The sequence below is a fragment of the Enterobacter sp. 148H3 genome, assembly GCF_034107425.1.
Classification (GTDB): Bacteria; Pseudomonadota; Gammaproteobacteria; order Enterobacterales; family Enterobacteriaceae; genus Enterobacter; species Enterobacter vonholyi.
In genome coordinates this window covers 115,549-141,584 of sequence record NZ_JAWNEI010000001.1, presented here as the reverse complement: position 1 = coordinate 141,584, position 26,036 = coordinate 115,549, and the positions used below count along the sequence as shown (strand labels likewise).

The window sequence follows — 26,036 nt, the reverse complement described above, 5'->3', positions numbered from 1 at the left end:
TATCAATTTATAACAGCCATGTTACCCGTCTCAAAAGCAATGCCTCCCCTGTCTGCTATGCTTTTTTGTTAAGTCCATCATGATTTTTTCAGAAGTGTGAACTAACGCACTCATCTAACTCTTTTATTTCCAAGGAGTAATCATTTATGAACCAGCTAGACGGCATCAAACAATTCACCACGGTGGTGGCAGACAGCGGCGATATTGAGTCGATTCGCCACTATCAGCCGGAGGACGCGACCACCAACCCTTCGCTACTGCTCAAGGCAGCCGGGCTTACCCATTTTAGTCATCTGATTGATGACGCCATTGCCTACGGTAAACAGCGCGGGAAGACGCAGGAGCAGCAGGTCGCCGAAGCCAGCGACAAGCTGGCAGTTAATTTTGGTGCGGAAATTCTTAAAAGCATCCCGGGCCGCGTCTCGACCGAAGTCGACGCCCGCCTCTCTTTCGATAAAGAAAAGAGCATCAATAAGGCGCGTCGCCTCGTGGAACTGTACGAGGAACAGGGGATCGATAAATCACGCATTCTGATCAAGCTCGCCTCCACCTGGGAAGGCATCCGCGCGGCAGAGGTACTGGAAAAAGAGGGCATCCACTGCAACCTGACGCTGCTGTTCTCGTTTGCCCAGGCGCGCGCCTGTGCCGAAGCGGGCGTGTTCCTCGTCTCGCCGTTTGTCGGGCGCATCTACGACTGGTACCAGGCGAAACAGCCGATGGATCCGTACGTGGTGGATGAGGATCCGGGCGTGAAATCGGTACGTAATATCTACGACTACTACAAGCAGCACCGCTACGAAACCATCGTGATGGGTGCCAGCTTCCGCCGTACCGAGCAGATCCTCGCCCTGGCAGGCTGCGACCGCCTGACAATTTCACCCAACCTGCTCCAGGAGCTACAGGACAAAGAAGAAACGGTGATCCGCAAGCTGGTGCCGACCTCCACCGTTCTGCCAAAACCGAAAGCCATGACCGAAGCGGAGTTCCGCTGGGAGCACAACCAGGACGCCATGGCCGTGGAAAAACTGGCGGACGGTATCCGCCAGTTCGCCGTCGACCAGCGCAAACTAGAAGATCTTCTCGCCGCCAAACTTTAACCTTGCCACGGAGTGAACTATGTCCCGTAAAGAGCTAGCCAATGCCATCCGCGCCCTCAGCATGGATGCCGTGCAGAAAGCCAATTCCGGCCACCCCGGCGCGCCGATGGGCATGGCTGATATTGCCGAAGTACTGTGGAACGACTTTCTGAAGCACAACCCCAATGACCCCACCTGGTACGATCGCGACCGCTTTATTCTCTCCAACGGTCACGCCTCAATGCTGCTCTACAGCCTGTTGCACCTTTCCGGCTACGATCTGCCGCTTGAGGAGCTGAAAAACTTCCGCCAGCTGCACTCCAAAACCCCGGGGCACCCGGAGATCGGCTATACGCCAGGCGTGGAGACCACCACCGGGCCGCTCGGCCAGGGGCTGGCAAATGCGGTCGGGCTGGCGATTGCCGAACGCACGCTGGCGGCACAGTTCAACCAACCGGACCACGAGATTGTCGATCACTACACCTACGTGTTTATGGGTGACGGCTGTCTGATGGAGGGGATCTCCCATGAGGTCTGCTCCCTGGCGGGCACCCTGGGGCTCGGCAAGCTGATCGGGTTCTACGATCACAACGGAATCTCCATCGACGGGGAAACCGAAGGCTGGTTTACCGACGACACGGCAAAACGCTTCGAAGCCTACCACTGGCACGTGGTGCATGAGATCGACGGTCACGACCCAGAAGCGGTGAAAAAAGCGATTCAGGAAGCGCAAAGCGTGAAGGACAAACCGTCCCTGATTATCTGCCGCACCACGATCGGCTTCGGCTCGCCGAACAAGGCGGGTAAAGAAGAGGCGCACGGCGCGGCGCTGGGCGAGGAGGAAGTGGCGCTGACCCGGCAGAAGCTGGGCTGGAAACATCCGCCGTTTGAGATCCCGAAAGAGATCTACCGGGCATGGGATGCCCGCGAAGAGGGTGAGAAAGCGCAGCACGCATGGAACGATAAATTTGCCGCCTACAAAAAAGCGCATCCTGAACTGGCAGCCGAGTTTTCCCGCCGCATGAGCGGCGGCCTGCCGGAAGACTGGGACGATAAAACCCAGGCGCTGATTGAAAATCTGCAGTCCAACCCGGCGAAAATCGCCACCCGTAAGGCGTCGCAAAATACCCTGAATGCAATCGGCCCTCTTCTGCCCGAACTGCTCGGCGGATCGGCGGATCTGGCGCCGAGTAACCTGACCATCTGGTCGGGATCGAAATCGCTGAAAGAGGATATCGCCGGGAACTATATCCACTACGGCGTGCGCGAGTTCGGGATGACCGCGATTGCCAACGGCATCGCCCATCACGGCGGCTTCGTGCCCTACACCGCCACCTTCCTGATGTTCGTCGAGTACGCCCGTAACGCGGCGCGCATGGCAGCGCTGATGAAGGCGCGGCAGATTATGGTCTATACCCACGACTCCATCGGTCTGGGAGAAGATGGCCCCACCCACCAGGCGGTTGAACAGCTGGCGAGCCTGCGCCTGACGCCGAACTTCAGCACGTGGCGTCCCTGCGATCAGGTCGAAGCTGCGGTGGGCTGGAAGCTGGCGGTAGAACGCCATAACGGCCCGACTGCACTGATTCTGTCACGACAGAACCTGGCGCAGATCGAGCGTACTCCGGAGCAGGTGAAAAACATCGCCCGCGGCGGCTACATCCTCAAGGACAGCGGCGGCAAGCCGGACGTGATCCTGATTGCCACCGGCTCCGAGGTGGAAATCACGGTGAAAGCGGCGGAGAAACTGACCGCCGAAGGTCACGCTGTGCGCGTGGTGTCCCTGCCTTCTACGGATATTTTCGATGCCCAGGACGAGGCGTACCGCGAATCGGTACTGCCCTCAAACGTCGCAGCGCGCGTGGCGGTGGAAGCCGGTATCGCCGACTACTGGTACAAATATGTGGGTCTGAAAGGGGCGATTGTCGGCATGAGGGGCTACGGTGAGTCCGCCCCCGCCGACAAGCTGTTCCCGTACTTCGGCTTTACCGTTGAGAACGTGGTTGAGAAGGCGTTGAGCGTGCTGTAGCGCTGTCTGCGTGCCCGGTGGCGCTACGCTTACCGGGCAAAACTAGCGCGTGATCCAGAGCGTGGGCCAGGCATCTGGCCCGTTCCAGTTATCACAGCTGGGCTCCTCGGCGTAGCGCACCAGGCGGAATCGCTGTCCGTCAAAACGCCAGCGCGTCTGGACTCCGCAATCGCCCAAACCGCGCCCCAGCGCCAGCGTTGTCAGCTCGCGCGTCTTTTCATCGAAGCTGGCGTTCATCAACTCCATTTCGCTCCCGTCGCCTGACGGCGTAAACGGCAGACGAAGCCTGACGCTGCGTGCGGTGAACGGTTTTTTACGTGATACCAGCCACGCCAGATCGACCGTGTTATAGGCCCCCGCCTCGCAGCTGACGATCAGCAGCGCTTTCTCATCGGTTAACGCGGTGACGCGCACTTCCCGGCGGTTAGGATCCAGCGAGCACTGGCTGCTGTTCATCCGTCCGGTACCATAGTCCAGCAGGTCGTTCAGTTCGGCGTGGGAGAGTGGCGTCGGGGTCGGATTGACGACCGCCACCTTTTTTAAGGCGGGTGCAGGCGGAACGCTTAACGGCGGATCGTCACCTTTCTTGATCCACGCGGTTTCGCTGCCGACGCGCTTTTGCTGCGCATCAATGAACAGTAGCGCGGCCTTAAGCCCGGTCAGTGAAATGACCTGCTTACCGCCGCGCAGAGTCAGGGCCTTCCCTTCCTGGATATTTTTCAGAAAGGCGGTGATGGTGGCCGCATCGTCCGTTTTCAGATGCCATGGCGTGAGCTGCCAGCGCTGTTTGTCCAGCTTCAGAGGAACGCTATCCAGCAGCAGCCGGGGGGCAATCTCTGGCTCTTTGATCGAGGGAGTATCAAGACCGCCAAGATCGATACGCAGAGTGGCATCCGTTTTCGCCCCGGCGCTACGGGTGAGCGTCATGACCAGACCACGGTGTTCACCCGTGTTGCGTGCAAGGCAAAAATTCTGGTTATTGCAGGTTACCTGCCAGTCAGAGAAGGCTTGCTGCGCAGGTGCAGCCCGCACCTGCGGTGCGAGGAGCACACAAAACAGGTAAAACAAAAAGACGCTGTAGCGCATGAATGACACAGTCCCGGAACGAAAACGCTTAACTGGGCAGTATCTTCGTGTTCCCGGCGGGGTTGCTCAATCGGATTTATCAGATATACCCGAAAAATGCACTACATCCGCTCGAAAGCAGCGTTCATCAACCCGGTCGTCTGTAAATACTGCAGTAATATCACTGCCTTACCATCCCTGATTTCGCCTGAACGCATCATCTCCAGCGCCCGGGTAAAAGGAAGCTCCAGCACTTCAATATCTTCATCCTCTACGCCACCGCCCCGGTGCGTGCGCTGGGCGTCGCTGTATTCGGCAATGAAGAAATGCACAATTTCCGTTACGCCGCCCGGAGACATAAACAGCTCGAAGACCTTTTTGACCTCACCCACTTCGAAGCCGGTTTCTTCCACGGCCTCTTTGCGGATACAAACTTCCGGCTCATCGTCATCAAGCAGGCCCGCGCAGGTTTCAATCAAACGTCCATCAGGGTTGCCATTAACCCATGTCGCCACCCTGAACTGACGGATTAGCACCACGCTCTGCTTGTCACGGTTATAGAGCAGAATGGTCGCTCCGTTGCCGCGGTCGTAGACCTCGCGTTTGTGGCGGATAACCTCACCGTTGCTACGTGTAAGATCATAGGTGATGTTACGCAGGACAAAGTAGTTTTCAGAGAGAATTTTGTCTTTGATAACATCAATTTTCAGGGTCATACGGGCTCCACAGCACAATGAGTCGTCCTATACTACGCCGTGAATCCCGCTTTGTCGCCCGCAGGTTTAATGATGTTTTGGCGCGTTAACCCCAAGCCAGTCGAGGATCCCTTGCGCGGCATGGCGCCCTTCCGCCATTGCGGTTACCACCAGATCCGCGCCGCGTACCGCATCGCCCCCGGCGAAGATCTGCGGGTTGGTCGTCTGGTAACGGTAGCGGCTCTCGACCGAGGCCACGATCCGCCCCCTGTCATCCGTTTCGACACCCTGCGCCTGCAGCCACGGCATCGCGTGCGGGTTAAAACCAAACGCCATGATGACCGCATCCGCGGCCATCACAAACTCGCTGCCCGCCACCGGAACCGGTCGCCGCCGTCCCTGCGCATCCGGCTCTCCGAGCTCGGTACGCAGCATCCGGATACCGTTGACCTTTCCGTTCGGATCCAGCGTCAGCTCAACCGGCTGGACGTTAAATTCAAACGCCGCCCCCTCTTCTCTGGCGTTCTTCACCTCTTTCTTCGAGCCCGGCATGTTGGCCTCATCCCGGCGATAGGCGCAGGTCACCTTCGCCGCACCGTGGCGTAACGCAGTTCGGACGCAGTCCATCGCGGTATCGCCCCCACCAAGCACCACCACGTTTAAGCCATGGGTGTCGATGTATGGTTCGCTGGCCGTTGCCTCCAGCCCCATAACATGGCGCGTGTTGCCCACCAGGAAAGGCAGCGCGTCGTAGACACCTGGCGCGTCTTCATGTGGGATACCCGCCTTCATCGAGCGATAGGTTCCCACGCCAATAAACAGGGCGTCGTAATCGTTCTTTAACTGCGACATCGACACGTCCTGGCCCACCTCGCAGTTAAGCTCGAAGCGGATCCCCATCGCGGTAAATATCTCTCTGCGCCGCGCGAGCAGCGATTTGTCCAGCTTGAACGCCGGGATGCCGAAGGTCAGCAATCCGCCAATTTCCGGGTGCCGGTCATAGACCGTCACGCTCACGCCGCGGCGCGCCAGCACGTCGGCGCACGCCAGCCCGGCAGGCCCCGCGCCGACGATCGCGACGCGTTTACCTGACGGCGTGACGGCGGACATATCCGGCCGCCAGCCCATCGCCAGCGCCCGATCGGAGATATAGCGCTCGATGTTGCCGATGGTCACGGATCCTGCCTCTTCACGTATTGAGCAGGCACCCTCGCATAATCGATCCTGCGGGCAGACGCGGCCGGTAATTTCAGGTAAACAGTTGGTCTGATGAGAAAGCTCGGCCGCGCCGGCGATATCTCCCGCGTTGAGGCGCTCGATCCACTGCGGAATGTGGTTGTGCAGCGGGCAGGTCCACTCGCAAAGGCTGTGCTCTCCGCATTTCAGGCAGCGCGACGCCTCGCGAACGGCCTGTTCGGCCCGAAACGGCAGGTAAATTTCGTTAAAATGGCCCACGCGTTCTGCGGCAGCCAGCTTGTCGGGCTCGCCGCGTGGCGCCGTCGCCTGCATCTGCTGCAGTTTGGTACGCGGCGCGTCCACGCCGACGGCCTCCGAATCATGCCAGGGCTGCGCCTCCAGGCAGGCCGTGCGCTGTCGGCGTGATTTCACCAGCTTATCCAGCACGGCAGGCGTCGCCAGGGTGAGGACATCCGCCGGGCAATTTTCGATACAGGCCGGGCCGTGTGGACGCGTCAGACAAAGATCGCATTTATTCGCCGAAGCCTTCACGCTGCCGTTGTCTAGCGGGGTGACGATAATCTCCATCGTGCCAAACGGGCAGGCCACCACGCAGGCCTTACAGCCGATGCATTTTTGTTGATTCACCTGTACGCTGTCATCGCATTTGCTGATGGCGCCGTTCGGGCAGCTTTGCGCGCAGGGCGCGTTTTCGCAATGATGACAGGTCACGGGGCGGCTTTTCTCGCCAGCTCTCAGGACCGTGATACGCGGATGAAAATGGCGCTCGCTCAGGACATGCTGCTCATCGTTGTGCGCCATCACGCAGGCCACTTCGCAGGCGTGACACCCAATGCACTGCTGGCTGTTAGCCATAATAAAACGATTCATAACCACACCTGTTTTTGGTTCAATAACCTTTCTCTTTATAAGAGTATGGTATTTACGCATCACGGTGCGATCGGGCAACGTTCAAATGCCTGAAGCGCCCAATTATTTCCAGTGAACCTGTGGCAGATCAATTTTATTCAGAGAGCCGTTCTGTGACCGTTAAACGACCCGTTTCCGGAAGCCTTGCCTGGGCTTTCTTTTCGATCATAGCCCTGTCCGTGCTGACCAGCACCGTCGCGCTGCTGACGCTGGCAAGCAGCCAGCGTGATGCCGAAGCCATCAATATCGCCGGTTCGCTGCGCATGCAGAGCTATCGCATGGGTTACGAGATGCAGCGCAACAGCCCTTCTCTTGCGGCACATCGCGAGAGCTGGCAACAGACGCTCGGCGCGCCTGCCCTGCATAAGCTGAACCGCTGGTACGTCCCGGACAATGTGAAAGCACGCTATCAGCAGCTGCATGTGGCCTGGCAGGAGATGGATGCGCGCATCGCCCGCGGCGACAGCGCGTGGTATCAACGCAATATTGAAGATTTTGTCGGCCGCATTGATGCCTTTGTGCTCGCCCTGCAGCACTACACTGAACATAAAATTCAGACGGTCACCCTGCTCTCGCTGGCTGGCGCACTCGGGATCCTGCTGCTGACGCTGTTTACCCTGCGACGCATCCGCCGCCAGGTGGTGCTACCGCTGAATAACCTGGTGGCGGCCAGCGAACGCATTGAGCGCGGCGAGTTTGCCACGCCTGCGCCGGATAGCGCCCTGCCGAACGAGCTGGGCCAGCTTTCGCGCGCCTTTAACCACATGTCAGCCGAGCTGGATACGCTCTACCGTTCTCTCGAAGCCTCGGTCGCTGAAAAGACGCGACATTTGCATGAAGCCCACCAGCAGCTCGACATGTTGTTCAAGTGCTCTCAGGCGCTGAATACCGGCCAGATAGACAGCCACTGCTTCCGGCATATCCTGCAGATTGTCCATGACTATACGCAGATGAATTATCTGGAACTGCGCACCAGCGACGACTGGCGGCTGTGTGAAGGGACGGAGGCACATGGCACTCCTCTGCAAAACCTGCCGGTACTGATGCAGGATACCCTTTACGGCGAGCTGCGCTGGCAAAGCGAGACGGACAGCGTCCCCCTTCCGCTGATGAGAAGCGTGGCGACCATGCTCGGGCGCGGGCTGTACTTTAACCAGGCGCAAAAGCACTACCAGCAGCTGCTCCTGATGGAAGAGCGCGCCACCATTGCCCGCGAACTGCACGATTCGCTGGCGCAGGTGCTGTCGTATCTACGCATTCAGCTTGCGCTGCTCAAACGCGCCGTGCCCGAGGAAAATACCCCGGCGCAGACCATCATCACCGACTTCTCCCGCGAGCTGAACAATGCCTGGCAGCAGCTGCGCGAGTTGCTGACTACCTTCCGCCTGACGCTGAACCACGCGAATTTGCCCGCGGCGCTGCAGGAGTCCCTCGACGTGCTGCAGAGCCAGACGCAGGCGAAACTGCATCTGGACTGTCGTCTGTCCTCGCTGGCTCTCGATGCGCAAAAGCAGGTGCATTTGCTGCAGATCGTCCGCGAGGCCGTGCTTAATGCCATTAAGCACGCGCAGGCCAGCGAGATCACCGTAAGCTGCGTGACCTCAGTTGACGGGACGCACAGCGTCAGCATTCGTGACAACGGTATTGGGATTGGCGAGGCCAGCGAGCCGCCGGGACATTACGGTCTGAATATTATGCGCGAACGCGCGCAACGGCTCGGCGGGATGCTGCACTTCTCGCAGCCGCAAAACGGCGGCACGCTGGTCAGCGTGACGTTCCCGGCGCCTACGCCGATATCGGGTAAATAACGGTAAAGAGGGAAGCGCAGGGAAAAGCGCATGATAATTTACATTATCTCCTTTATTTCTCCACGTTTGACCTGGGCCTTACCGCTAAAGTTATGCGGGCAATAAACAATAATGACGTGCAGCAAAACGAGGTCACACTTTCATGGCGAATTTTTTTATCGATCGCCCCATTTTTGCCTGGGTGCTTGCCATCCTGTTGTGTCTGACAGGCGTCCTGGCGATTACTTCACTTCCCGTTGAGCAATACCCCGATCTGGCACCGCCGAACGTGCGCGTCACAGCAAACTACCCCGGCGCTTCCGCACAGACGCTGGAAAATACCGTCACGCAGGTTATCGAGCAGAACATGACGGGTCTGGATAACCTGATGTACATGTCCTCGCAAAGTAGCGCCACGGGACAGGCAACGGTGACCCTGAGCTTCAAGGCGGGTACCGATCCGGACGAAGCCGTACAGCAGGTCCAAAACCAGCTGCAGTCGGCCATGCGCAAGCTGCCCCAGGCGGTGCAGAACCAGGGCGTAACCGTGCGTAAAACCGGTGATACCAACATATTGACCATCGCGTTTGTCTCGACAGATGGCTCAATGGATAAACAGGACATCGCGGACTACGTCGCCAGTAATATTCAGGATCCCATCAGCCGGATTAACGGCGTCGGGGATATTGACGCCTACGGCTCACAATACTCCATGCGCATCTGGCTCGATCCCAACAAGCTCAACAGCTATCAGATGACGGCGACCGACGTAACGAATGCCATCAAAGCCCAGAACGCCCAGATTGCGGTGGGACAGCTGGGGGGAACGCCTTCCGTTGATAAGCAAGCCCTGAACGCCACCATCAATTCGCAATCCCTGCTGCAGACGCCGGACCAGTTCCGCAATATCACCCTGCGCGTGAATCAGGACGGGTCGGAAGTGCGTCTGGGCGATGTCGCCACGGTGGAAATGGGGGCCGAAAAATACGACTACCTTAGCCGCTTTAACGGCAATCAGGCTTCCGGTTTGGGGATTAAACTGGCCTCCGGCGCGAACGAAATGGCGACGGCAAAACTGGTGTTAGACCGTCTGGACGAGCTTTCACAGTATTTCCCGCACGGGCTGGAGTACAAAGTCGCCTATGAAACCACCTCCTTCGTTAAAGCCTCCATTGAGGACGTGGTGAAGACCCTGCTGGAAGCCATCGCGCTGGTGTTCCTGGTCATGTACCTGTTCCTGCAAAATTTCCGCGCGACGCTGATCCCCACCATTGCAGTCCCCGTGGTGCTGCTTGGGACCTTTGCGGTGCTTTACGCGTTCGGGTATAGCATTAATACCCTGACGATGTTTGCGATGGTGCTGGCAATCGGCCTGCTGGTGGATGATGCCATCGTCGTGGTTGAAAACGTCGAGCGCATCATGAGCGAAGAAGGGCTCTCTCCGCGCCAGGCGACGCGTAAATCCATGGGTCAAATTCAGGGGGCGCTAGTCGGTATCGCGATGGTACTGTCGGCTGTCTTTATCCCGATGGCCTTCTTTGGCGGCACCACCGGGGCGATTTATCGCCAGTTCTCGATCACCATCGTCTCGGCGATGGTGCTCTCCGTGCTGGTCGCGCTGATCCTCACCCCCGCGCTGTGCGCCACCCTGCTGAAACCGCTGCATAAAGGGGAGCATCACGGGCAGAAAGGGTTCTTCAACTGGTTTAACCGCATGTTCGACCGCAACGCCGCGCGATATGAATCTGCCGTTGGGCGTGTACTGCACCGCAGCCTGCGCTGGATGATGGTTTACGTCGTGCTGCTGGGCGGGATGGTGTGGCTGTTCCTGCACCTGCCCACCTCGTTCCTGCCGATGGAAGACCGGGGGATGTTCACCACCTCGGTGCAGCTGCCGAGCGGCGCAACGCAGCAGCAGACGCTGAAAGTGGTCCAGAAAGTGGAGCAGTATTTCTTTACTAAAGAGAAAGATAACGTCGTATCCGTCTTCTCTACCGTCGGTTCCGGGCCGGGCGGGAACGGGCAGAACGTCGCCCGCATGTTCGTCCGCCTGAAGGACTGGGACGAGCGCGATACCAGAACGGGAACATCATTTGCCATCATTGAACGCGCGACCAAAGCCTTCGCGCACATCAAAGAGGCGCGCGTCTTTGCCAGCAGCCCGCCGGCAATCAGCGGCCTTGGCAGTTCCGCCGGGTTTGACATGGAGCTGCAGGATCACGCCGGTGCGGGACACACGGCGCTGATGGCGGCACGCGATAAGCTGTTAGCGCTGGCGGGCAACGATCCCGGCCTGACCCGCGTTCGCCATAACGGTCTGGATGACAGCCCGCAGCTTCAGGTGGATATCGATCAGCGTAAGGCGCAGGCGCTGGGCGTGTCGATCAACGATATCAACGATACCCTGCAAACGGCGTGGGGCTCGAGCTATGTGAATGACTTTATGGATCGCGGCCGCGTGAAAAAAGTCTATGTCCAGTCCGCCGCGCCGTTCCGCATGCTGCCGGATGATATAAACCGCTGGTTTGTCAGGAATAACGCTGGCAGCATGGTGCCGTTCTCTGCCTTTGCGACTTCGCACTGGGAGAGCGGATCGCCACGCCTGGAGCGCTATAACGGCTACTCTGCGGTTGAAATCGTCGGGGAAGCCGCGCCGGGCGTCAGCACCGGTACCGCCATGGACACTATGGAAAAACTTGTGCAACAGCTGCCCGCCGGCTTTGGTCTGGAGTGGACGGCCATGTCTTACCAGGAGCGTCTCTCCGGGGCGCAGGCTCCCGCACTTTACGCACTCTCTCTGCTGGTGGTCTTCCTCTGCCTTGCCGCCCTGTATGAAAGCTGGTCGGTCCCGTTCTCCGTCATGCTGGTCGTGCCCCTTGGCGTCATTGGTGCCCTGCTCGCGACCTGGATGCGCGGTCTGGAGAACGATGTTTACTTCCAGGTGGGTCTGCTCACCGTGATTGGGCTGTCGGCGAAAAACGCCATTCTGATCGTTGAGTTTGCCAACGAGATGAATGCCAAAGGCCACGAACTGATGGCGGCCACGCTGCACGCCTGCCGTCAGCGCCTGCGCCCGATCCTGATGACGTCACTGGCGTTTGTCTTTGGCGTACTGCCGATGGCAACCAGTACGGGAGCAGGCTCCAGCAGCCAGCATGCCGTCGGGACGGGAGTCATGGGCGGCATGATTTCCGCCACCATCCTGGCCATTTATTTCGTTCCGCTGTTCTTTGTGCTGGTGCGTCGTCGCTTCCCGCTAAAGGAACGTGCTGAGTAAGTGATTGAAATAAAAAAAGGCGGCTTTATCGGCCGCCTTTTTACTGTGTGATTAATTCACACTATGGTTATTTTACTTATTTTAGTGCTCTTGCAATTCTTACTGAATGTCATTTACGAAGCATGCCTTCGATAAAATCTTTCCAGTTCCCCAGTTCACGTTCAATCATAACTACCTCTCTTATTATTATGCGCATTCTACAAAAACGGGCCATCATTGTGAAGACTATTTAACCAATTGCTGTGATTGTACCCCACGTCCTGCGGGGATTTATGATAAATATGAACGGTGAGACCTCAATTTTTTGTGACGGCCAGCAATATTTTGAAATAACCCTACGGATGGGTGAGTTTTATTTTATTTGCTGAGTTTATTGGGTTTTTAAAGTTTATGGACATCTATGCTTAAATGGTGAAAGAATATTCAGCGTACAGATGTGAGTTGAATTAATATAAAGTGTAAATCCAGACGATTCCTGAATGTGTTATATTCCACTTAAGGATATATCTTCGAATTTACTGAACATTTAATCATCATAAGGTCAAAAGGATTCACCATGGTTGTGATGTACGGCATTAAAAATTGCGACACCATCAAAAAAGCCCGCCGATGGCTGGAAGCTAACAGCGTGGAGTACCGCTTCCACGATTACCGCGCCGATGGGCTTGATGCAGAATTTCTGCATAGCGCTATCCGCGAACTGGGCTGGGAAGCTCTGCTGAACACACGCGGTACCACATGGCGTAAACTGGACGAATCTCTGCGCGCCAGCATCAAAGATGCCGACAGCGCGGCAAAACTGATGCTCGAGATGCCGGCAATTATCAAACGCCCATTGCTCTGCGCGCCAGGGCAGCCTATGCTGCTGGGTTTCAGTGAAACCCTTTATTCCGACTTTTTTCGTTGAGGTGTAGTTTATGTCATGCCCGGTCATTGAGCTGACTCAGCAGCTTATTCGCCGTCCTTCCCTTAGCCCGGACGACGCAGGTTGTCAGGCTCTTATGATTGAACGCCTGCGAGCCATCGGTTTTACCGTTGAACGCATGGATTTTGGCGATACCCAGAACTTCTGGGCGTGGCGCGGCCAGGGCGAAACGCTGGCCTTCGCCGGGCATACTGACGTCGTTCCCGCCGGTGACGCGGACCGCTGGATTAACCCACCGTTTGAACCGACCATTCGCGACGGCATGCTGTTTGGTCGCGGCGCGGCAGACATGAAAGGCTCTCTGGCGGCGATGGTCGTGGCGGCAGAGCGCTTTGTGGCGCAGCATCCCAACCACAAAAACCGCCTCGCGTTTTTGGTAACCTCCGACGAAGAAGCCAGCGCGCACAACGGTACCGTGAAGGTTGTTGAAGCGCTGATGGCACGCAACGAGCGTCTCGACTACTGCCTGGTCGGTGAGCCGTCCAGCACCGAAGTGGTGGGTGACGTCGTCAAAAACGGACGCCGTGGCTCGCTGACCTGTAACCTGACCATTCACGGCGTTCAGGGGCACGTTGCGTATCCGCATCTGGCCGATAACCCGGTCCATCGCGCTGCGCCAATGCTGAACGAGCTGGTGAGCATCGAGTGGGACAAAGGCAACGAGTTCTTCCCGCCGACCAGCATGCAGATTGCGAACGTCAAGGCCGGGACCGGCAGCAATAACGTGATCCCGGGGGATTACTTCGTCCAGTTCAACTTCCGCTTCAGCACTGAGCTGACCGATGAAATGATCAAGGCGCGGGTTGTCGCCCTGCTGGAAAAATATCACCTGCGCTACACCGTGGAGTGGTGGCTTTCCGGCCAGCCGTTCCTGACGCAGCGCGGCAAACTGGTGGATGCGGTGGTGAACGCCATCGAGCACTATAATGAAATTAAGCCACAGCTGCTGACAACGGGTGGCACCTCAGACGGACGCTTTATCGCCCGTATGGGTGCACAGGTTGTCGAACTGGGGCCAGTGAACGCAACCATTCATAAAATAAATGAGTGTGTCAATGCGGCAGATTTACAACTGCTGGCCCGTATGTATCAACGTATTATGGAGCAACTCGTCGCCTGACGAACGCTCTGAGAGGAATAGCGAATGGATTGGCTTTCAAAGTACTGGTGGGTTCTGGTTTTGGTTTTTCTGGTCGGCGTACTGCTTAACGTGATTAAAGACCTTAAGCGCGTGGACCATAAAAAATTTCTCGCCAACAAACCGGATCTTCCCCCGCACCGTGATTTCAACGACAAGTGGGACGATGACGACGACTGGCCGAAGAAAGACCAGAAGAAGTAACCGGTCCGTATCCCCTCTCCTGTGGAGAGGGGATAACCTCACATAAACTCAACAATATCATCATTATCCGGCTTACCGCCGCTGAGCGCTTCATCAAAGTAGTGCTTCGGTACGGTATAGCGCAAACGATCGAGCGCAAACTGCATGCTGCGGTCGTCAATGGCGTGGCCCAGATCGTCAACGATATCCAGCGTCACATCCCCCCCCTCACGAATCAGCGCTTCCTGGGCAGCAACCGCATGCGAGAGCTCAATCACCCGGTCTTCACCGCCGTGGATTAAGTGGATCGTGGTTTGCGTGGTTGCGCTTGTCGGTAACGTCGCAAAACGGCCGTTAAACGCAATCACCCGTGACACCAGACCCGGGTGCGCCTTTACGCTTTCCAGCGACATGATTGACCCCTGCGAGAAGCCAATCAGCGCGGTCGCCTCGGCACCCACGCCGCTCTGCTGCTGCCAGTAGCGGACAACGTCGATAAAGGTCGGCATGATGGCGTCGATGCGCGCCTGACGGTTCTCTTCCGTCACGCCCTGAACCGAGAACCACTGGCGCCCGTTCGGGCCGCATGGCTCTACGCCACCGATGCTGACAATCAGCGCTTCGGGGAAAACGGGTGCAAACCAGCTGCCAATCTGCCCCATATTGACGGCATTATCGCCAACCCCATGAAACAGAAGCAGTAACTGTTTAGCCGGTTTTTCAGGGCTTTGAACAACAAAATGATCGTGTTTCATGGTGGTCTCCTTAATAGATGACCTGGATTCTACGCTTCCCGACGTGAATGACCATGCCACTTTACTGAAGAAGTCATTGAAAAAATTGCCATTGCAAAATGTCTTCTTTCAACTGATGGCTGCGGGGATAATCAAGGCTTTCAAGCGCTTGCGCGGTTTCACTGCGCAGCTTTGCCAGCAACGCTTTTCGCCCGACGTCTTCCGTTTTTCCTGCCATTTTCCCACGCAGGGCCGGAAGCGGCATGTCCACGGCTAACAACACCCGCGTCAGCGCGGCAACCGAGGTTGAAAACGCACGGTGTGCAAAAGCAAACCCCGCCAGCTCCAGCCAGTCGTCACTATTAAGGGTAGCTTCCCATCGGTCTTCCACGGGGATCTTTTCACCGTTCCAGGCAGACAGGACGCGCATATCCCGGCACAAACGCTGATGTTCCTGCGCGCACAGCCGACGCCCTGCCTCGCTAAGCGGCAGCAGCGCCATCGCCGTGTAGCAGCCGCTGCTGGCTTCACGATGGCTGCCCATCCGCACCAGCACAAAGCCGCACTGCTGCCAGAAATGCCAAAGTTCATCGGTGTAACCAAAGCTCACCGACAGATAATCTTCGCCGCAGGCGCTGCGAACAAGCGCCTGGCCAATCCCTTCCCGCTGACGGCGAGGGTGCACGGCAATGCGGGTCACCCGCCGTCCTCTGAGCGTCGACGCCAGCGGAGAGCCGCCGTGTGCCGCCAGAGACTGCGCCACCAGGTTCCCGCGCGGACGCCGGAACCCCGCCCACACGGCACGGCTAAGCTCAGGGGACAGCCCGCCCTCCTCTACCAGCCATAGCGCCCCGGCGATAACCGTGTTCGTTTCGGCAACGGCAAACTGCTGCCCGGGCGCGTCCATCATGCGGCGCAAATCGAGCGGCGAGGTGCGGTAATGCGCCGCGCAGAGGAGCTCATACACGCTCGCGGCAAGCGCCGGGCGGCTTTCCCATGCCGTCGGCGCCAGAGACGTTAAATGCACCTCTCCTTCCGGGCGACGGTCGATCAGCGTATCGTCAAACAGCAGCGCACTGGCGACGATCCGCTCAAGCGGGCAGCCCGCCGCCCAGCGCACAGGTGTAGATAAGCTGTAGCGCTGCAGCCCGGCAAACCGACCGCAGAATTTAAGCAAAAATCCCCGGCCCGTCCCTTCATAGCCCTGCACCGTGGTGGTCAACAGCACGCGGGGGAAACGGGCAACTAACTTTTCCAGCAGAGGTCCGGGGATCGCAGCGGCTTCATCAACAATCAGCCAGTCTGCCTGGCGCGAAGAGGCAAGCAGCGCGTCCGGGGCCATAAAATGAAAACGCTCTCCGGCAAAGCGGGCGATGATATCCGTTGCCCCCTTCGACGGCGCGGTAACCACGGCGCTGCCAGCAATGCGGCTCAGCAACATTCCTGCCAGGGCTGATTTTCCGCGCCCGCGCGCGGCGGTGACGGCCACGATGCCACCCGACATCCCCTGCAGCACATCCAGGATCTCAGCCTGCTCGCGCTGCGGGGCGCCGCTGGCAGGCTGCCAGTCTGGCGCGCCGGGTAAAGGCGGAAGGGATAACGCGCGGCCCTGAAGCCAGACAATCGCGTCGGGATCGGCTGCAATCGTCCGGGAGAAATGGTGGACAAAATGCGGCGTGGCTATTGCTTCCGCGCTGTCGCTCCAGCGCAGTGAATCGCTGTCTGGCAACCCGGCCCACGCGTCGAGTGGCGGAACCCGTAGCACCAGAAGGCTTCCGGCACTCAGCGTTCCGCTCAGGGCGGCAAACGCGGCGACATCAAACCCGGCGCTGGCGTCAAAAACAGCATGCCGGAACTCGCGTCCCAGCAGGCCGCTGATGGCTTTTGAAGGATGTTCGTCAAGCCTTACCCAGTCTCCGGGCAGGGCAGCACGCAGGGCAAGCGCCTGGGTTAACGTCCACTGCGCCTCGCCGCTGAGCACCACCAGCCGACGATGGCCGGTGCGCTCAAGCTCGCGTATCAGCTGTTCAAACGCCAGCATTACATCGCTTTACCGAAGGTATTACACTGCGCCGGGTCGCCGCTGTCGAAGCCGCGTTTGAACCAGCTGTAGCGCTGCTGTGAGGTACCGTGAGTGAAGCTGTCCGGCACGACGCGGCCCTGGCTCTGCTGCTGAAGACGGTCGTCACCGATAGCCTGAGCGGCGTTTAACGCCTCCTCAAGATCGCCGGATTCCAGAACGCCCTGCTGCTGCATGCTGTGGCCCCAGACGCCCGCGAAGCAGTCCGCCTGCAGCTCCATTTTGACGGACAGTCGGTTAACTTCTGCCTGCGAGGCATTTTGCTGCAGCTGGCGCACCTTAGGCTCAATCCCCAGCAGCTTTTGCACGTGATGGCCGACTTCATGCGCGATCACGTAGCCCTGGGCAAAATCACCGTCAGCGCCAAGCTTGCGTTTCATGTCATCGTAAAAGGAGAGATCGATATAGACGGTGCCGTCCGCCGGGCAGTAGAACGGCCCCATCACGGACTGTCCGGTGCCGCATCCGGTGCGGGTTGCGCCCCGGTACATCACCAGCTTCGGCTGCTGGTAGGTACGCCCCATCTTCTCAAACAGCTGACCCCAGGTGTCTTCCGTTGTAGCGAGGATAACGGAGGTAAATTTGGCCGCTTCATCTTCATTCGGGCTGATGGAGTGCTGAGATTGCTGCTGTTGCAGCGGCTGACCGGTCATCAACCCTGTGAGGTCAACGCCGTAATAACCCGCGACTAAAACCACAATCAGCAGGATGATGCCGCCCTTACCGCTGGGTAAACGGAAGCCGGGTCCACCCATTGAAGGACCGCCGCCGCCATCACTGCGTCTGTCTTCTACATTGTCACTTTCACGACGCCCTTGCCAGCGCATAACCACCTCTAACTATTCCATTTATAATAGCTATGATCGTAGGCGGTTAACGGCAAGATTACCATAGGAAACAAAGGTAAGACGCCAAAGGATGCGAACATCCTTTGGCAAGTGAGGGAGTTAGTCGAGCTTAACGCCTAAACGGTGAGCAACCGCTTCGTACGCTTCAATCAGGCCACCCAGGCTCTGGCGAAAACGGTCTTTGTCCATTTTATCCAGCGTTTCTTTATCCCACAGGCGGCTACCGTCTGGTGAGAACTCATCGCCCAGCACCACTTCGCCTTTGAACAGACCAAACTCCAGCTTGAAGTCGACGAGGATCAGGCCCGCGTCATCAAACAGTTTTTTCAGCACGTCGTTGGCTTTGTAGGTCAGCTCTTTCATGCGCGCCAGGTTCTCTTTGTTCACCCAGCCGAAGGTTTCGCAGTAGGAATCATTGACCATCGGATCGTGCATGGCATCGTTTTTCAGGAACAGGTCGAACAGCGGTGGATTCAGTTCAATACCTTCTTCAATGCCGAGACGCTTCACCAGGGAGCCCGCCGCACGGTTACGAATAACGCACTCAACCGGAACCATATCCAGTTTTTTCACCAGACATTCCGTATCGGACAGCAACGCTTCCATCTGGGTCGGGATACCCGCTTCGGCCAGTTTGGTCATAATGAAGTGGTTGAACTTGTTGTTCACCATGCCTTTACGATCGAACTGCTCAATGCGTGCGCCATCCCCTGCTGACGTATCATTGCGGAACTCGAGCACCAACAGATCCGGGTTTTCCGTGCTGTATACGGTCTTCGCTTTGCCACGATACAACTCAGCTTGCTTCTGCATCTTCATTACTCCTGGTGTGATGATTTGTGTTCAAAACTGTGGATATTATGCCACGCACACGTTTGCGTGGCACTAAAATAAAAAGGGCTGGATTCACCAGCCCTCGTATTTATTTGCTGAATGCTGCCTGGAAGACAGCGACCAGCGCATCGTTCTGCGACTGGGTCAGCGTGTGACCTTTTGGATCGATAAACTGCAGACTGCTGCGGTTATCTAGGTCGCCTACCTGAATCTTATAGTCACCGGAGGCAAGCTGTGGATCTTTCGCGCCCAGTTCCTGCCACGCGCTGTCGGAGAGCGGCTTATAGGTTGCCGTCATGCTGCCGGTTGAACGCGTGCTGTCGGTCACTTTCATGCCCACTTTTTCCAGCGTCGCTGGCAGACGTTGCCAGGTCTGGTTAAACGGTGCACGCACCACCAGCATTGGCAGGCCGGTATCATCCGCGCCGCTCTGAACATCGAAGGTCACACCGTTACGGCTCTGCGCAGCGTTGGCGGCATCGGTAGCGGTCTTATCCAGACCTGCGGCAATCACGTTCAACATTTCGGTACTGTAACGCTGCAGGGACGCGGCATCCGCAACCGGTTTACCCGCCTGCTCCAGGTTCAACAGCTTAACGTTGACCGCCTGCTGATAACCCTGTGGTTTAACGGAGACTTGATAGCGACCGCGGTACTGCTGGTCTTCATCCAGACGGTTCCATTCGATCCAGTCGGTGGTTAACGTCTGGCTGGCGTCATCGCGTTTATCGATGGTGTAGTTCTTCGACTGAATGACGCTGACAACCTGCGGCCAAAGATTGCTACCGCGCGCGCTCTCAACCATCAGAGACGCCGTATCACCGGTGAACTGGGTACGCGCCCCGCTAACCAGCGCCAGAGGCTGTGCTGGCGGACGAATATCAAGCGCTTTACCGACCAGGCCGCTGCCGTTGGTCACGGGAATATTATAATCGCCGTTCTGAATCGGCAGGATCATACCAGCCGGTGCGTGAAGTTCAGCAAGCGGGGTCGCATCCAGATAGGATTCATCACCGCTCACCTGGCGCTTGTAGCGCGAGTCTGAACTACAGGCAGCGAGCAGCATAACAAGCGAAACACTCGCAACCTTCGCCAGGCGCGACTTCTGTACTGAATAAGCCATCAAATCTCCCTAAACTCTACAGCAAACCGGCATGCTTCAGCGCAGCCCTGACGATATCACGACCGTGGTCGGTGATCGGTGTCATTGGCAGACGCAGCGTATCGGTTGCTACAAGACCCAACTCCTTGCATGCCCATTTCACTGGGATCGGATTGGGTTCGACAAATAATTTATTGTGCAGCGGCATCAGACGCTGATTAATGACGCGCGCTTCATCAAAATGACCTGCTGCGGCCAGTTTGCACATTTCAGCCATGTCGCGCGCCGCAACGTTTGCCGTTACGGAGATCACGCCATGGCCACCGAGCTGCATAAAGTCCAGCGCGGTCGCATCATCACCACTCAACAGGATAAAGTCGTCTGAAACCAGCTCTTTGATCTGATGAACGCGGCTTAAGTTCCCTGTCGCCTCTTTAATACCGATAATATTTTTTACTTCCGAGAGACGACCAACGGTTTCCGGCAGCATATCGCAACCGGTACGGGACGGCACATTATACAGAATTTGTGGCAAGTCAGTATGTTCAGCGATGGCTTTGAAGTGCTGGAACAAACCTTCCTGAGTAGGACGGTTGTAGTAAGGAGTCACCGTCAGACAGCCAACGATGCCGCTGTCGTTAAAACGTTTGGTCAGGCTGATAGCTTCTGCTGTTGCATTAGCCCCTGTGCCCGCGATGACCGGAATACGTCCGTCAGCCAGTTCCAGGGTCAGCATCACCACATCGCCGTGCTCGTCGTGGCTCAGCGTTGCGGATTCACCGGTAGTCCCTACCGAAACGATCGCCGAGGTTCCGTTGGCGACATGGTAATCAATGAGCTTCTTCATGCTTGACCGGCAGACATTACCTTTTTCATCCATCGGTGTAACAAGCGCGACAATACTTCCCGTGAACATGAGCCATCCTCTGTGCGAACAAGAGCCTCAATGTTACGTTTGGAACTGTAATAAAAGCAAGCGACCTGAGGCTCTCAGGCGGTTGTATGCATGTTTTTTTTATGCTTTCCTTAGGAAGACTTAACCATGCAAAGGAAGAACAGGTTTGACAACCTCATCACAACATTACCTGGTTATCACTGCGCTGGGTGCCGACAGGCCGGGTATCGTGAACACCATCACCCGCCACGTAAGCAGCTGCGGCTGTAATATCGAAGACAGCCGTCTGGCGATGCTCGGTGAAGAGTTCACATTTATTATGTTACTTTCCGGGACATGGAACGCCATCACGTTGATTGAATCGACCCTGCCGCTGAAAGGGGCCGAACTGGATTTGCTGATTGTCATGAAGCGCACCACTGCGCGTCCGCGTCCGGCACTGCCTTCTACCGTCTGGGTACAGGTTGAAGTGCCTGATTCTCCGCATCTGATTGAGCGTTTCACGGCGCTTTTTGACAGTCATCAGATGAATATTGCCGAACTGGTTTCCCGTACGCAGACAAGCGATGACCATGGTCTTCCGGTGCTGTTTATTCAAATTACCGCGCACAGCCCTGCCTCACAGGATGCGTCAAATATCGAGCAAGCGTTCAAAGCCCTCTGTACAGAATTAAACGCGCAGGGCAGTATAAGCGTCGTCAATTATTCGCAGCACGAACAGGATGGAGTTGAGTAATGAACCCACTGAAAGCCGGTGACATCGCACCGAAATTTAGCTTACCGGATCAAGACGGCGAGCAAGTAAATTTGACCGACTTCCAGGGACAGCGTGTTCTGGTCTATTTCTACCCGAAAGCCATGACCCCCGGCTGCACCGTACAGGCCTGCGGCTTACGCGACAACATGGACGAGTTGAAAAAAGTCGGCGTGGAAGTGCTGGGTATCAGCACCGATAAACCAGAAAAGCTGTCACGATTTGCTGAAAAAGAGCTGCTGAACTTCACGCTGCTTTCCGATGAAGATCATCAGGTATGCGAGCAGTTCGGCGTCTGGGGCGAGAAGACGTTTATGGGTAAAACCTACGACGGCATCCACCGCATCAGCTTCCTGATTGACGCTGACGGTAAAGTTGAACACGTGTTTGACGACTTCAAAACCAGCAACCACCACGACGTGGTGTTGAACTGGCTGAAACAAAGCGCCTGATAAACAGCAAAACGGCAACCCAGGTTGCCGTTTTTCGTGTTTTCGCCCTCTCCCTGTGGGAGAGGGTCGGGGTGAGGGCATCAGGCCGCACACCCTCTACTTCTCTTCCACCGCCGGTACATCCGGCCACGCGTGGACCACCGCTTTAATCAGCGTCGCCAGCGGAATCGCAAAGAACACGCCCCAGAATCCCCACAGCCCGCCGAAAATCACCACGGATAAGATAATCACCAGCGGATGCAGGTTCACCGCTTCAGAGAACAGCACCGGCACCAGCAGGTTACCGTCCAGTCCCTGAATAATCAGGTAGACCGCGAAGCAGCTCCAGAACTCTGTCCCCAGCCCAAACTGGAACAGCGCGACCCCAACAACCGGAATGGTCACCACAAACGCGCCTATGTACGGGATCAGAACCGACAGTCCCACCAGCACCGCCAGCAGCAGCGAGTAGTTCAGGCCGAAAATCAGGAAGCCAATCCAGGTCGCTACCCCCACGACAATCATCTCCAGCACCTTGCCGCGAATGTAGTTGGTGATCTGCTGGTTCATCTCTTCCCAGACCTGCCCTGCCAGCCCGCGGTTGCGCGGCAGAATACGGCGCACGGCGTTGAGCATTTGATCTTTATCTTTCACCAGGAAGAAGACCATCAGCGGCACGAGCACAAGGTAAACCGCCAGCGTCAGCAGTCCGACCAGGGACGCCAGAGAGTACTTCACCACCGAATCACCCATCGTCATGATGCGAGCGCGCATATTTTCGGCCATCGCGTCGATAATTCCGGCATCCATCAGGGCCGGATAACGGCGCGGCAGCGTGGCGGCAAAATCAGACAGCTTGTTCAGCATGCCGGGCATGTCGCGGATCAGGTTAATTCCCTGCTGCCAGGCGACCGGCATCACCACAAAAGCCATTAACAGCAGGATGCCGACAAACAGCACGAGCACGATGCTGGTCGCCCAGCGGCGGGAACAGCCGATATGTTCCAGACGCGCCGTGGGCCACTCCAGCAGGTACGCCAGCACAATCGCCACCAGCAGAGGGGCGAGCAGACCGCTGAAGAAGAACAGAATACCGAACCCGGCAACCAGAATAACCAACAAAGCAATGGCCTCCGGGTCGCTGAACCGACGCCGGTACCACTGCATTAACATTTCGAGCATACAACCCTTCCCTGAATCGAATGGCGGGAGTGAGACGGTGAATTGTATCTAACTGTCACAAAAAAGACTTTCGCTTTTTGTATCCCGATCGCAATCCGCAAAAGCCTGATGAATGGGATTTTCTTCATGCTACAACACGGCTACACTCGCAGGGCAGCAGAGATGAACGATATGCCGGTTCATCGGTCAAATTAGCACATCCAACATACAGGACAGTGGTTATGTTCAGGCAATTGAGAAAAACACTGGTTGCAACACTGATTGCCGCGGTGACGGTCGGTCAGGTGTTGCCCGCTTTTGCTGACTCGTCCGATTCATTGCCGGACATGGGCACCACAGCAGGAAGCACGCTCTCTATTGGGCAAGAGATGCAAATGGGGGATTACTATGTTCGCCAACTGCGCGGCAGCGCCCCGCTGATCAACGACCCTTTGCTGGTGCAGTACATAAACGGGCTGGGGATGCGTCTGGTAGCGCACGCCGACTCGGTAAAGACCCCCTTCCATTTCTATTTAATCAATAATGACGAAATCAACGCCTTCGCCTTCTTTGGCGGTAACGTGGTGCTGCATTCGGCGTTATTCCGTTACTCAGACAACGAAAGCCAGCTGGCCTCGGTAATGGCGCACGAAATTTCGCACGTCACACAGCGTCACCTGGCGCGTGCGATGGAAGACCAGAAACGTAACGCTCCCCTCACCTGGGTGGGTGCACTGGGATCGATTCTGCTGGCGATGGCCAGCCCGCAGGCCGGGATGGCAGCTCTGACCGGTACGCTGGCGGGAACACGTCAGGGGATGATCAGCTTTACCCAACAAAACGAGCAGGAAGCGGACCGCATCGGGATTCAGGTGCTGCAGCGCTCGGGCTTTGACCCGCAGGCCATGCCGAGCTTCCTGGAAAAACTGCTCGATCAGGCGCGTTACTCTTCCCGTCCGCCGGAAATCCTGCTGACGCACCCGCTGCCTGAAAGCCGACTATCGGACGCGCGTAACCGTGCAAACCAGATGCGTCCGGTGGTGGTCCAGTCTTCGCAGGATTTCTACATGGCGAAAGTGAGAACGCTTGGAATGTACAATTCCGGGCGTAACCAGCTCACCAGTGACCTGCTGGATACCCTGGCGAAAGGCAACGTGCGTGAGAAAAACGCCGCGCAGTATGGTCAGGCGCTTCAGGCGATGGAAGCCAGCAAATACGACGAGGCGCGTAAAGCGCTGCAACCGCTTCTGGCTGCCGACCCGAACAACCCGTGGTATCTCGATCTGTCGACGGATATCGATCTGGGGCAGAAGAAAACCGCCGATGCGATTAACCGTCTCAAAGGGGCGAAAGACGTCCGTACCAACCCGGTGCTGCAGCTTAACCTGGCGAATGCTTACCTGCAGGGCGGCCAGCCGGGTGAAGCGGCGACCATCCTGAACCGTTACACCTTTAATAATAAAGACGATCAAAACGGCTGGGATCTTCTCGCTCAGGCGGAAGCCCAGCTCGGCAACCGCGATCAGGAGCTTGCGGCACGTGCCGAAGGCTTTGCCCTGGTGGGACGCCTCGATCAGGCGATTTCCGCGCTCAGCAGCGCCAGCTCGCAGGTCAAGCTTGGTAGCCTACAGCAGGCCCGTTACGACGCGCGTATCGATCAGCTTCGCGGCCTGCAGCAGCGCTTTAAGCCGTACGAGAAGATGTAATAAAGGAGAATTCACGTCATGACAGACGCCGTAAAAATTTATCACAACCCTCGCTGCTCCAAGAGCCGCGATACCCTGAGCCTGCTGAAGTCTAACGGCGTTGAGCCGGAGGTGGTACTGTACCTTGACACACCACCTGACGCGCAAACCCTCCGCCAGCTGCTGCACATGCTGGGAATGGGCAGCGCTAGAGAGCTGATGCGTCAGAAAGAAGATCTGTATAAGTCGCTCAACCTGGATGACAGCCGTCTCACCGAGGCTGAGCTGATCCAGGCGATGGTTCAAAATCCAAAGCTGATTGAGCGCCCGATTGTGGTGGCGAACGGCCAGGCGCGCATTGGACGTCCGCCGGAAGACGTGCTCGAGATCCTATGATGGTTTAGCCCGGTGGCGCTGCGCTTACCGGGCCTACAAACCCCGCCCGCCTCCCGGCAAAAAACTCAAAGCTTGAGAATATCTTTCACAAACGGAATGGTCAGCTTGCGCTGGGCGGTAATGGAGGCGCGATCGAGCTGATCGAGCGTGTCAAACAGCGTGCGCATTTCGCGATCCAGACGCTTGAGCAGGAAACGTCCCACGTCCTCCGGCAGCTCAAATCCGCGCTGTTTTGCGCGCAGCTGTAGCGCCTGAAGCTTATCTTCATCCGACAGCGGCTGGAGCTTGTAGATTTGCCCCCAGTCCAGACGAGACGCCAGATCCGGCAGCCCCAAATTCAGCTGTCGCGGTGGACGATCGCCGGTGATCAGCAGCCGGGTTTTGCCCGACTCCAGGATGCGGTTGTAGAGGTTGAAGATCGCCATTTCCCACGGCTCGTCCCCCGCCACGCACTCGATATTATCAATGCAGACCAGCGAGAGATGTTCCATTCCCTCCAGCACCTCAGGCACGAACCACGTACGTTTATCCAGCGGCACGTAGCCTACTGCATCACCGCGCGCTGAAAGCTCCGCGCAGGCGGCATGCAGCAGATGGCTGCGCCCCGCGCCTTCGCGTGACCAGATATAGATGTATCCGCTGTGATCCTGGCGCAGCACGTTTTGCAGTGCAGCCAGTAAAGAGGGGTTATCACCCGGCCAGAAACTCGCGAAAGTTTCGTCGTCAGGGAGATAAAGTGGCAGAGAGAGCTGTGCCGGTCCGTTCAGAAATACCTCAACCAGAGATCCTACGTAAAATCGGAAAGGAGTTTAACACGGAACCTGCAAGGAGAGAA

23 protein-coding genes are annotated in these 26,036 nt (G+C 57.2%); 11 read left to right on the top strand and 12 right to left on the bottom strand.

Features of this window, described 5'->3' with window-relative positions; genetic code table 11:
- Positions 1-146 precede the first annotated feature (146 nt).
- Together tal and tkt are read left to right on the top strand one after the other, a co-directional pair.
- Complete coding sequence (gene tal, locus USH94_RS00625) at positions 147-1,097, top strand: transaldolase (RefSeq protein ID WP_059446262.1); 951 nt, start codon at positions 147-149, stop codon at positions 1,095-1,097.
- Positions 1,098-1,116: 19 nt separating this feature from the next.
- A complete protein-coding gene (gene tkt, locus USH94_RS00620; RefSeq protein WP_111965193.1) occupies positions 1,117-3,105 on the top strand; it encodes a transketolase in 1,989 nt (662 codons plus the stop codon).
- 42 nt (positions 3,106-3,147) lie between these two features.
- Here tkt and USH94_RS00615 read toward each other — a convergent pair whose 3' ends face one another.
- The 3 genes from USH94_RS00615 to aegA all read right to left on the bottom strand — a co-directional run bounded on the left by USH94_RS00615 (position 3,148) and on the right by aegA (position 6,932).
- Positions 3,148-4,191, bottom strand: a complete 1,044-nt coding sequence (locus tag USH94_RS00615; protein ID WP_111965192.1) for a DUF1176 domain-containing protein — start codon at positions 4,189-4,191, stop codon at positions 3,148-3,150.
- A 101-nt stretch (positions 4,192-4,292) separates the two neighbouring features.
- On the bottom strand, positions 4,293-4,886 hold the full coding sequence (gene nudK / locus USH94_RS00610; RefSeq protein WP_111965191.1) for a GDP-mannose pyrophosphatase NudK: 594 nt from the start codon (positions 4,884-4,886) through the stop codon (positions 4,293-4,295).
- A 66-nt stretch (positions 4,887-4,952) separates the two neighbouring features.
- Entirely contained in the window at positions 4,953-6,932 is a 1,980-nt protein-coding gene (gene aegA / locus USH94_RS00605) for a formate-dependent uric acid utilization protein AegA (RefSeq protein WP_111965190.1), read from the bottom strand.
- Positions 6,933-7,084: 152 nt separating this feature from the next.
- Here aegA and narQ point away from each other — a divergent pair, with 152 nt between their 5' ends.
- Positions 7,085-8,779: a nitrate/nitrite two-component system sensor histidine kinase NarQ gene (gene narQ / locus USH94_RS00600; RefSeq protein ID WP_111965189.1), complete on the top strand. Its 1,695-nt coding sequence runs from the start codon at positions 7,085-7,087 to the stop codon at positions 8,777-8,779.
- A 142-nt stretch (positions 8,780-8,921) separates the two neighbouring features.
- On the top strand, positions 8,922-12,035 hold the full coding sequence (gene acrD, locus USH94_RS00595; RefSeq protein WP_111965188.1) for a multidrug efflux RND transporter permease AcrD: 3,114 nt from the start codon (positions 8,922-8,924) through the stop codon (positions 12,033-12,035).
- Between the two features lie 109 nt (positions 12,036-12,144).
- On the opposite strand, the gene ypfM is transcribed toward acrD, so the two are convergent.
- Positions 12,145-12,204 carry a protein YpfM gene (ypfM, locus tag USH94_RS00590; RefSeq protein WP_015572204.1) on the bottom strand — a complete coding sequence of 20 codons (60 nt, stop codon included), beginning with the start codon at positions 12,202-12,204 and terminating at the stop codon, positions 12,145-12,147.
- A 387-nt stretch (positions 12,205-12,591) separates the two neighbouring features.
- Here ypfM and USH94_RS00585 point away from each other — a divergent pair, with 387 nt between their 5' ends.
- From USH94_RS00585 to USH94_RS00575, 3 genes are read left to right on the top strand one after another with little or no spacing between them, the layout of a single operon-like run.
- On the top strand, positions 12,592-12,942 hold the full coding sequence (locus tag USH94_RS00585; RefSeq protein WP_111965187.1) for an ArsC family reductase: 351 nt from the start codon (positions 12,592-12,594) through the stop codon (positions 12,940-12,942).
- Positions 12,943-12,952: 10 nt separating this feature from the next.
- On the top strand, positions 12,953-14,080 hold the full coding sequence (dapE, locus tag USH94_RS00580; protein ID WP_111965186.1) for a succinyl-diaminopimelate desuccinylase: 1,128 nt from the start codon (positions 12,953-12,955) through the stop codon (positions 14,078-14,080).
- A 24-nt stretch (positions 14,081-14,104) separates the two neighbouring features.
- Positions 14,105-14,302 (top strand): YpfN family protein, encoded by a 198-nt coding sequence (locus USH94_RS00575; RefSeq protein WP_008501627.1) that lies wholly within the window; start codon positions 14,105-14,107, stop codon positions 14,300-14,302.
- Positions 14,303-14,340: 38 nt separating this feature from the next.
- Here USH94_RS00575 and ypfH read toward each other — a convergent pair whose 3' ends face one another.
- From ypfH to dapA, 6 genes are all read right to left on the bottom strand, one after another.
- Entirely contained in the window at positions 14,341-15,036 is a 696-nt protein-coding gene (ypfH, locus tag USH94_RS00570; protein WP_111965185.1) for an esterase, read from the bottom strand.
- Between the two features lie 73 nt (positions 15,037-15,109).
- On the bottom strand, positions 15,110-17,056 hold the full coding sequence (locus USH94_RS00565) for a tRNA(Met) cytidine acetyltransferase TmcA (RefSeq protein WP_111965184.1): 1,947 nt from the start codon (positions 17,054-17,056) through the stop codon (positions 15,110-15,112).
- Complete coding sequence (locus USH94_RS00560) at positions 17,056-17,922, bottom strand: neutral zinc metallopeptidase (RefSeq protein WP_111965183.1); 867 nt, start codon at positions 17,920-17,922, stop codon at positions 17,056-17,058. Before USH94_RS00560 ends, USH94_RS00565 begins: the two co-directional genes overlap by 1 nt.
- Positions 17,923-18,042: 120 nt before the next feature.
- A complete protein-coding gene (gene purC, locus USH94_RS00555; protein WP_008501631.1) occupies positions 18,043-18,756 on the bottom strand; it encodes a phosphoribosylaminoimidazolesuccinocarboxamide synthase in 714 nt (237 codons plus the stop codon).
- A 109-nt stretch (positions 18,757-18,865) separates the two neighbouring features.
- Entirely contained in the window at positions 18,866-19,900 is a 1,035-nt protein-coding gene (bamC, locus tag USH94_RS00550) for an outer membrane protein assembly factor BamC (RefSeq protein ID WP_111965182.1), read from the bottom strand.
- 16 nt (positions 19,901-19,916) lie between these two features.
- Positions 19,917-20,795: a 4-hydroxy-tetrahydrodipicolinate synthase gene (gene dapA / locus USH94_RS00545; protein WP_008501633.1), complete on the bottom strand. Its 879-nt coding sequence runs from the start codon at positions 20,793-20,795 to the stop codon at positions 19,917-19,919.
- A gap of 145 nt (positions 20,796-20,940) precedes the next feature.
- On the opposite strand from dapA, the gene USH94_RS00540 reads away from it, so the two are divergent.
- Both USH94_RS00540 and bcp read left to right on the top strand, forming a co-directional pair.
- Positions 20,941-21,510 carry a glycine cleavage system transcriptional repressor gene (locus tag USH94_RS00540; RefSeq protein ID WP_023308758.1) on the top strand — a complete coding sequence of 190 codons (570 nt, stop codon included), beginning with the start codon at positions 20,941-20,943 and terminating at the stop codon, positions 21,508-21,510.
- Complete coding sequence (bcp, locus tag USH94_RS00535; protein ID WP_014171119.1) at positions 21,510-21,980, top strand: thioredoxin-dependent thiol peroxidase; 471 nt, start codon at positions 21,510-21,512, stop codon at positions 21,978-21,980. Before USH94_RS00540 ends, bcp begins: the two co-directional genes overlap by 1 nt.
- 96 nt (positions 21,981-22,076) lie before the next feature.
- Here the strand turns inward: bcp and USH94_RS00530 are convergent, their stop codons facing one another.
- On the bottom strand, positions 22,077-23,141 hold the full coding sequence (locus tag USH94_RS00530) for an AI-2E family transporter (RefSeq protein WP_033146172.1): 1,065 nt from the start codon (positions 23,139-23,141) through the stop codon (positions 22,077-22,079).
- A 221-nt stretch (positions 23,142-23,362) separates the two neighbouring features.
- On the opposite strand from USH94_RS00530, the gene bepA reads away from it, so the two are divergent.
- Positions 23,363-24,826, top strand: a complete 1,464-nt coding sequence (gene bepA / locus USH94_RS00525) for a beta-barrel assembly-enhancing protease (RefSeq protein WP_111965181.1) — start codon at positions 23,363-23,365, stop codon at positions 24,824-24,826.
- 18 nt (positions 24,827-24,844) lie between these two features.
- Entirely contained in the window at positions 24,845-25,201 is a 357-nt protein-coding gene (arsC, locus tag USH94_RS00520) for an arsenate reductase (glutaredoxin) (protein ID WP_111965180.1), read from the top strand.
- Between the two features lie 65 nt (positions 25,202-25,266).
- Here the strand turns inward: arsC and USH94_RS00515 are convergent, their stop codons facing one another.
- Positions 25,267-25,968: a DnaA inactivator Hda gene (locus USH94_RS00515; RefSeq protein WP_211438414.1), complete on the bottom strand. Its 702-nt coding sequence runs from the start codon at positions 25,966-25,968 to the stop codon at positions 25,267-25,269.
- Positions 25,969-26,036: the final 68 nt, after the last annotated feature.

Excerpts from the sequence above, each read along its gene's own strand:
- acrD (WP_111965188.1), top strand. The coding sequence starts at position 8,922 with ATGGCGAATTTTTTTATCGATCGCCCCATTTTTGCCTGGGTGCTTGCC.
- bcp (WP_014171119.1), top strand. The coding sequence starts at position 21,510 with ATGAACCCACTGAAAGCCGGTGACATCGCACCGAAATTTAGCTTACCG.
- bepA (WP_111965181.1), top strand. The coding sequence starts at position 23,363 with ATGTTCAGGCAATTGAGAAAAACACTGGTTGCAACACTGATTGCCGCG.
- tkt (WP_111965193.1), top strand. The coding sequence starts at position 1,117 with ATGTCCCGTAAAGAGCTAGCCAATGCCATCCGCGCCCTCAGCATGGAT.
- arsC (WP_111965180.1), top strand. The coding sequence starts at position 24,845 with ATGACAGACGCCGTAAAAATTTATCACAACCCTCGCTGCTCCAAGAGC.
- USH94_RS00575 (WP_008501627.1), top strand. The coding sequence starts at position 14,105 with ATGGATTGGCTTTCAAAGTACTGGTGGGTTCTGGTTTTGGTTTTTCTG.
- nudK (WP_111965191.1), bottom strand. The coding sequence starts at position 4,886 with ATGACCCTGAAAATTGATGTTATCAAAGACAAAATTCTCTCTGAAAAC.
- dapA (WP_008501633.1), bottom strand. The coding sequence starts at position 20,795 with ATGTTCACGGGAAGTATTGTCGCGCTTGTTACACCGATGGATGAAAAA.
- USH94_RS00615 (WP_111965192.1), bottom strand. The coding sequence starts at position 4,191 with ATGCGCTACAGCGTCTTTTTGTTTTACCTGTTTTGTGTGCTCCTCGCA.
- aegA (WP_111965190.1), bottom strand. The coding sequence starts at position 6,932 with ATGAATCGTTTTATTATGGCTAACAGCCAGCAGTGCATTGGGTGTCAC.
- tal (WP_059446262.1), top strand. The coding sequence starts at position 147 with ATGAACCAGCTAGACGGCATCAAACAATTCACCACGGTGGTGGCAGAC.
- USH94_RS00530 (WP_033146172.1), bottom strand. The coding sequence starts at position 23,141 with ATGCTCGAAATGTTAATGCAGTGGTACCGGCGTCGGTTCAGCGACCCG.
- bamC (WP_111965182.1), bottom strand. The coding sequence starts at position 19,900 with ATGGCTTATTCAGTACAGAAGTCGCGCCTGGCGAAGGTTGCGAGTGTT.
- ypfH (WP_111965185.1), bottom strand. The coding sequence starts at position 15,036 with ATGAAACACGATCATTTTGTTGTTCAAAGCCCTGAAAAACCGGCTAAA.
- USH94_RS00560 (WP_111965183.1), bottom strand. The coding sequence starts at position 17,922 with ATGCGCTGGCAAGGGCGTCGTGAAAGTGACAATGTAGAAGACAGACGC.
- USH94_RS00585 (WP_111965187.1), top strand. The coding sequence starts at position 12,592 with ATGGTTGTGATGTACGGCATTAAAAATTGCGACACCATCAAAAAAGCC.
- USH94_RS00565 (WP_111965184.1), bottom strand. The coding sequence starts at position 17,056 with ATGCTGGCGTTTGAACAGCTGATACGCGAGCTTGAGCGCACCGGCCAT.
- dapE (WP_111965186.1), top strand. The coding sequence starts at position 12,953 with ATGTCATGCCCGGTCATTGAGCTGACTCAGCAGCTTATTCGCCGTCCT.
- purC (WP_008501631.1), bottom strand. The coding sequence starts at position 18,756 with ATGCAGAAGCAAGCTGAGTTGTATCGTGGCAAAGCGAAGACCGTATAC.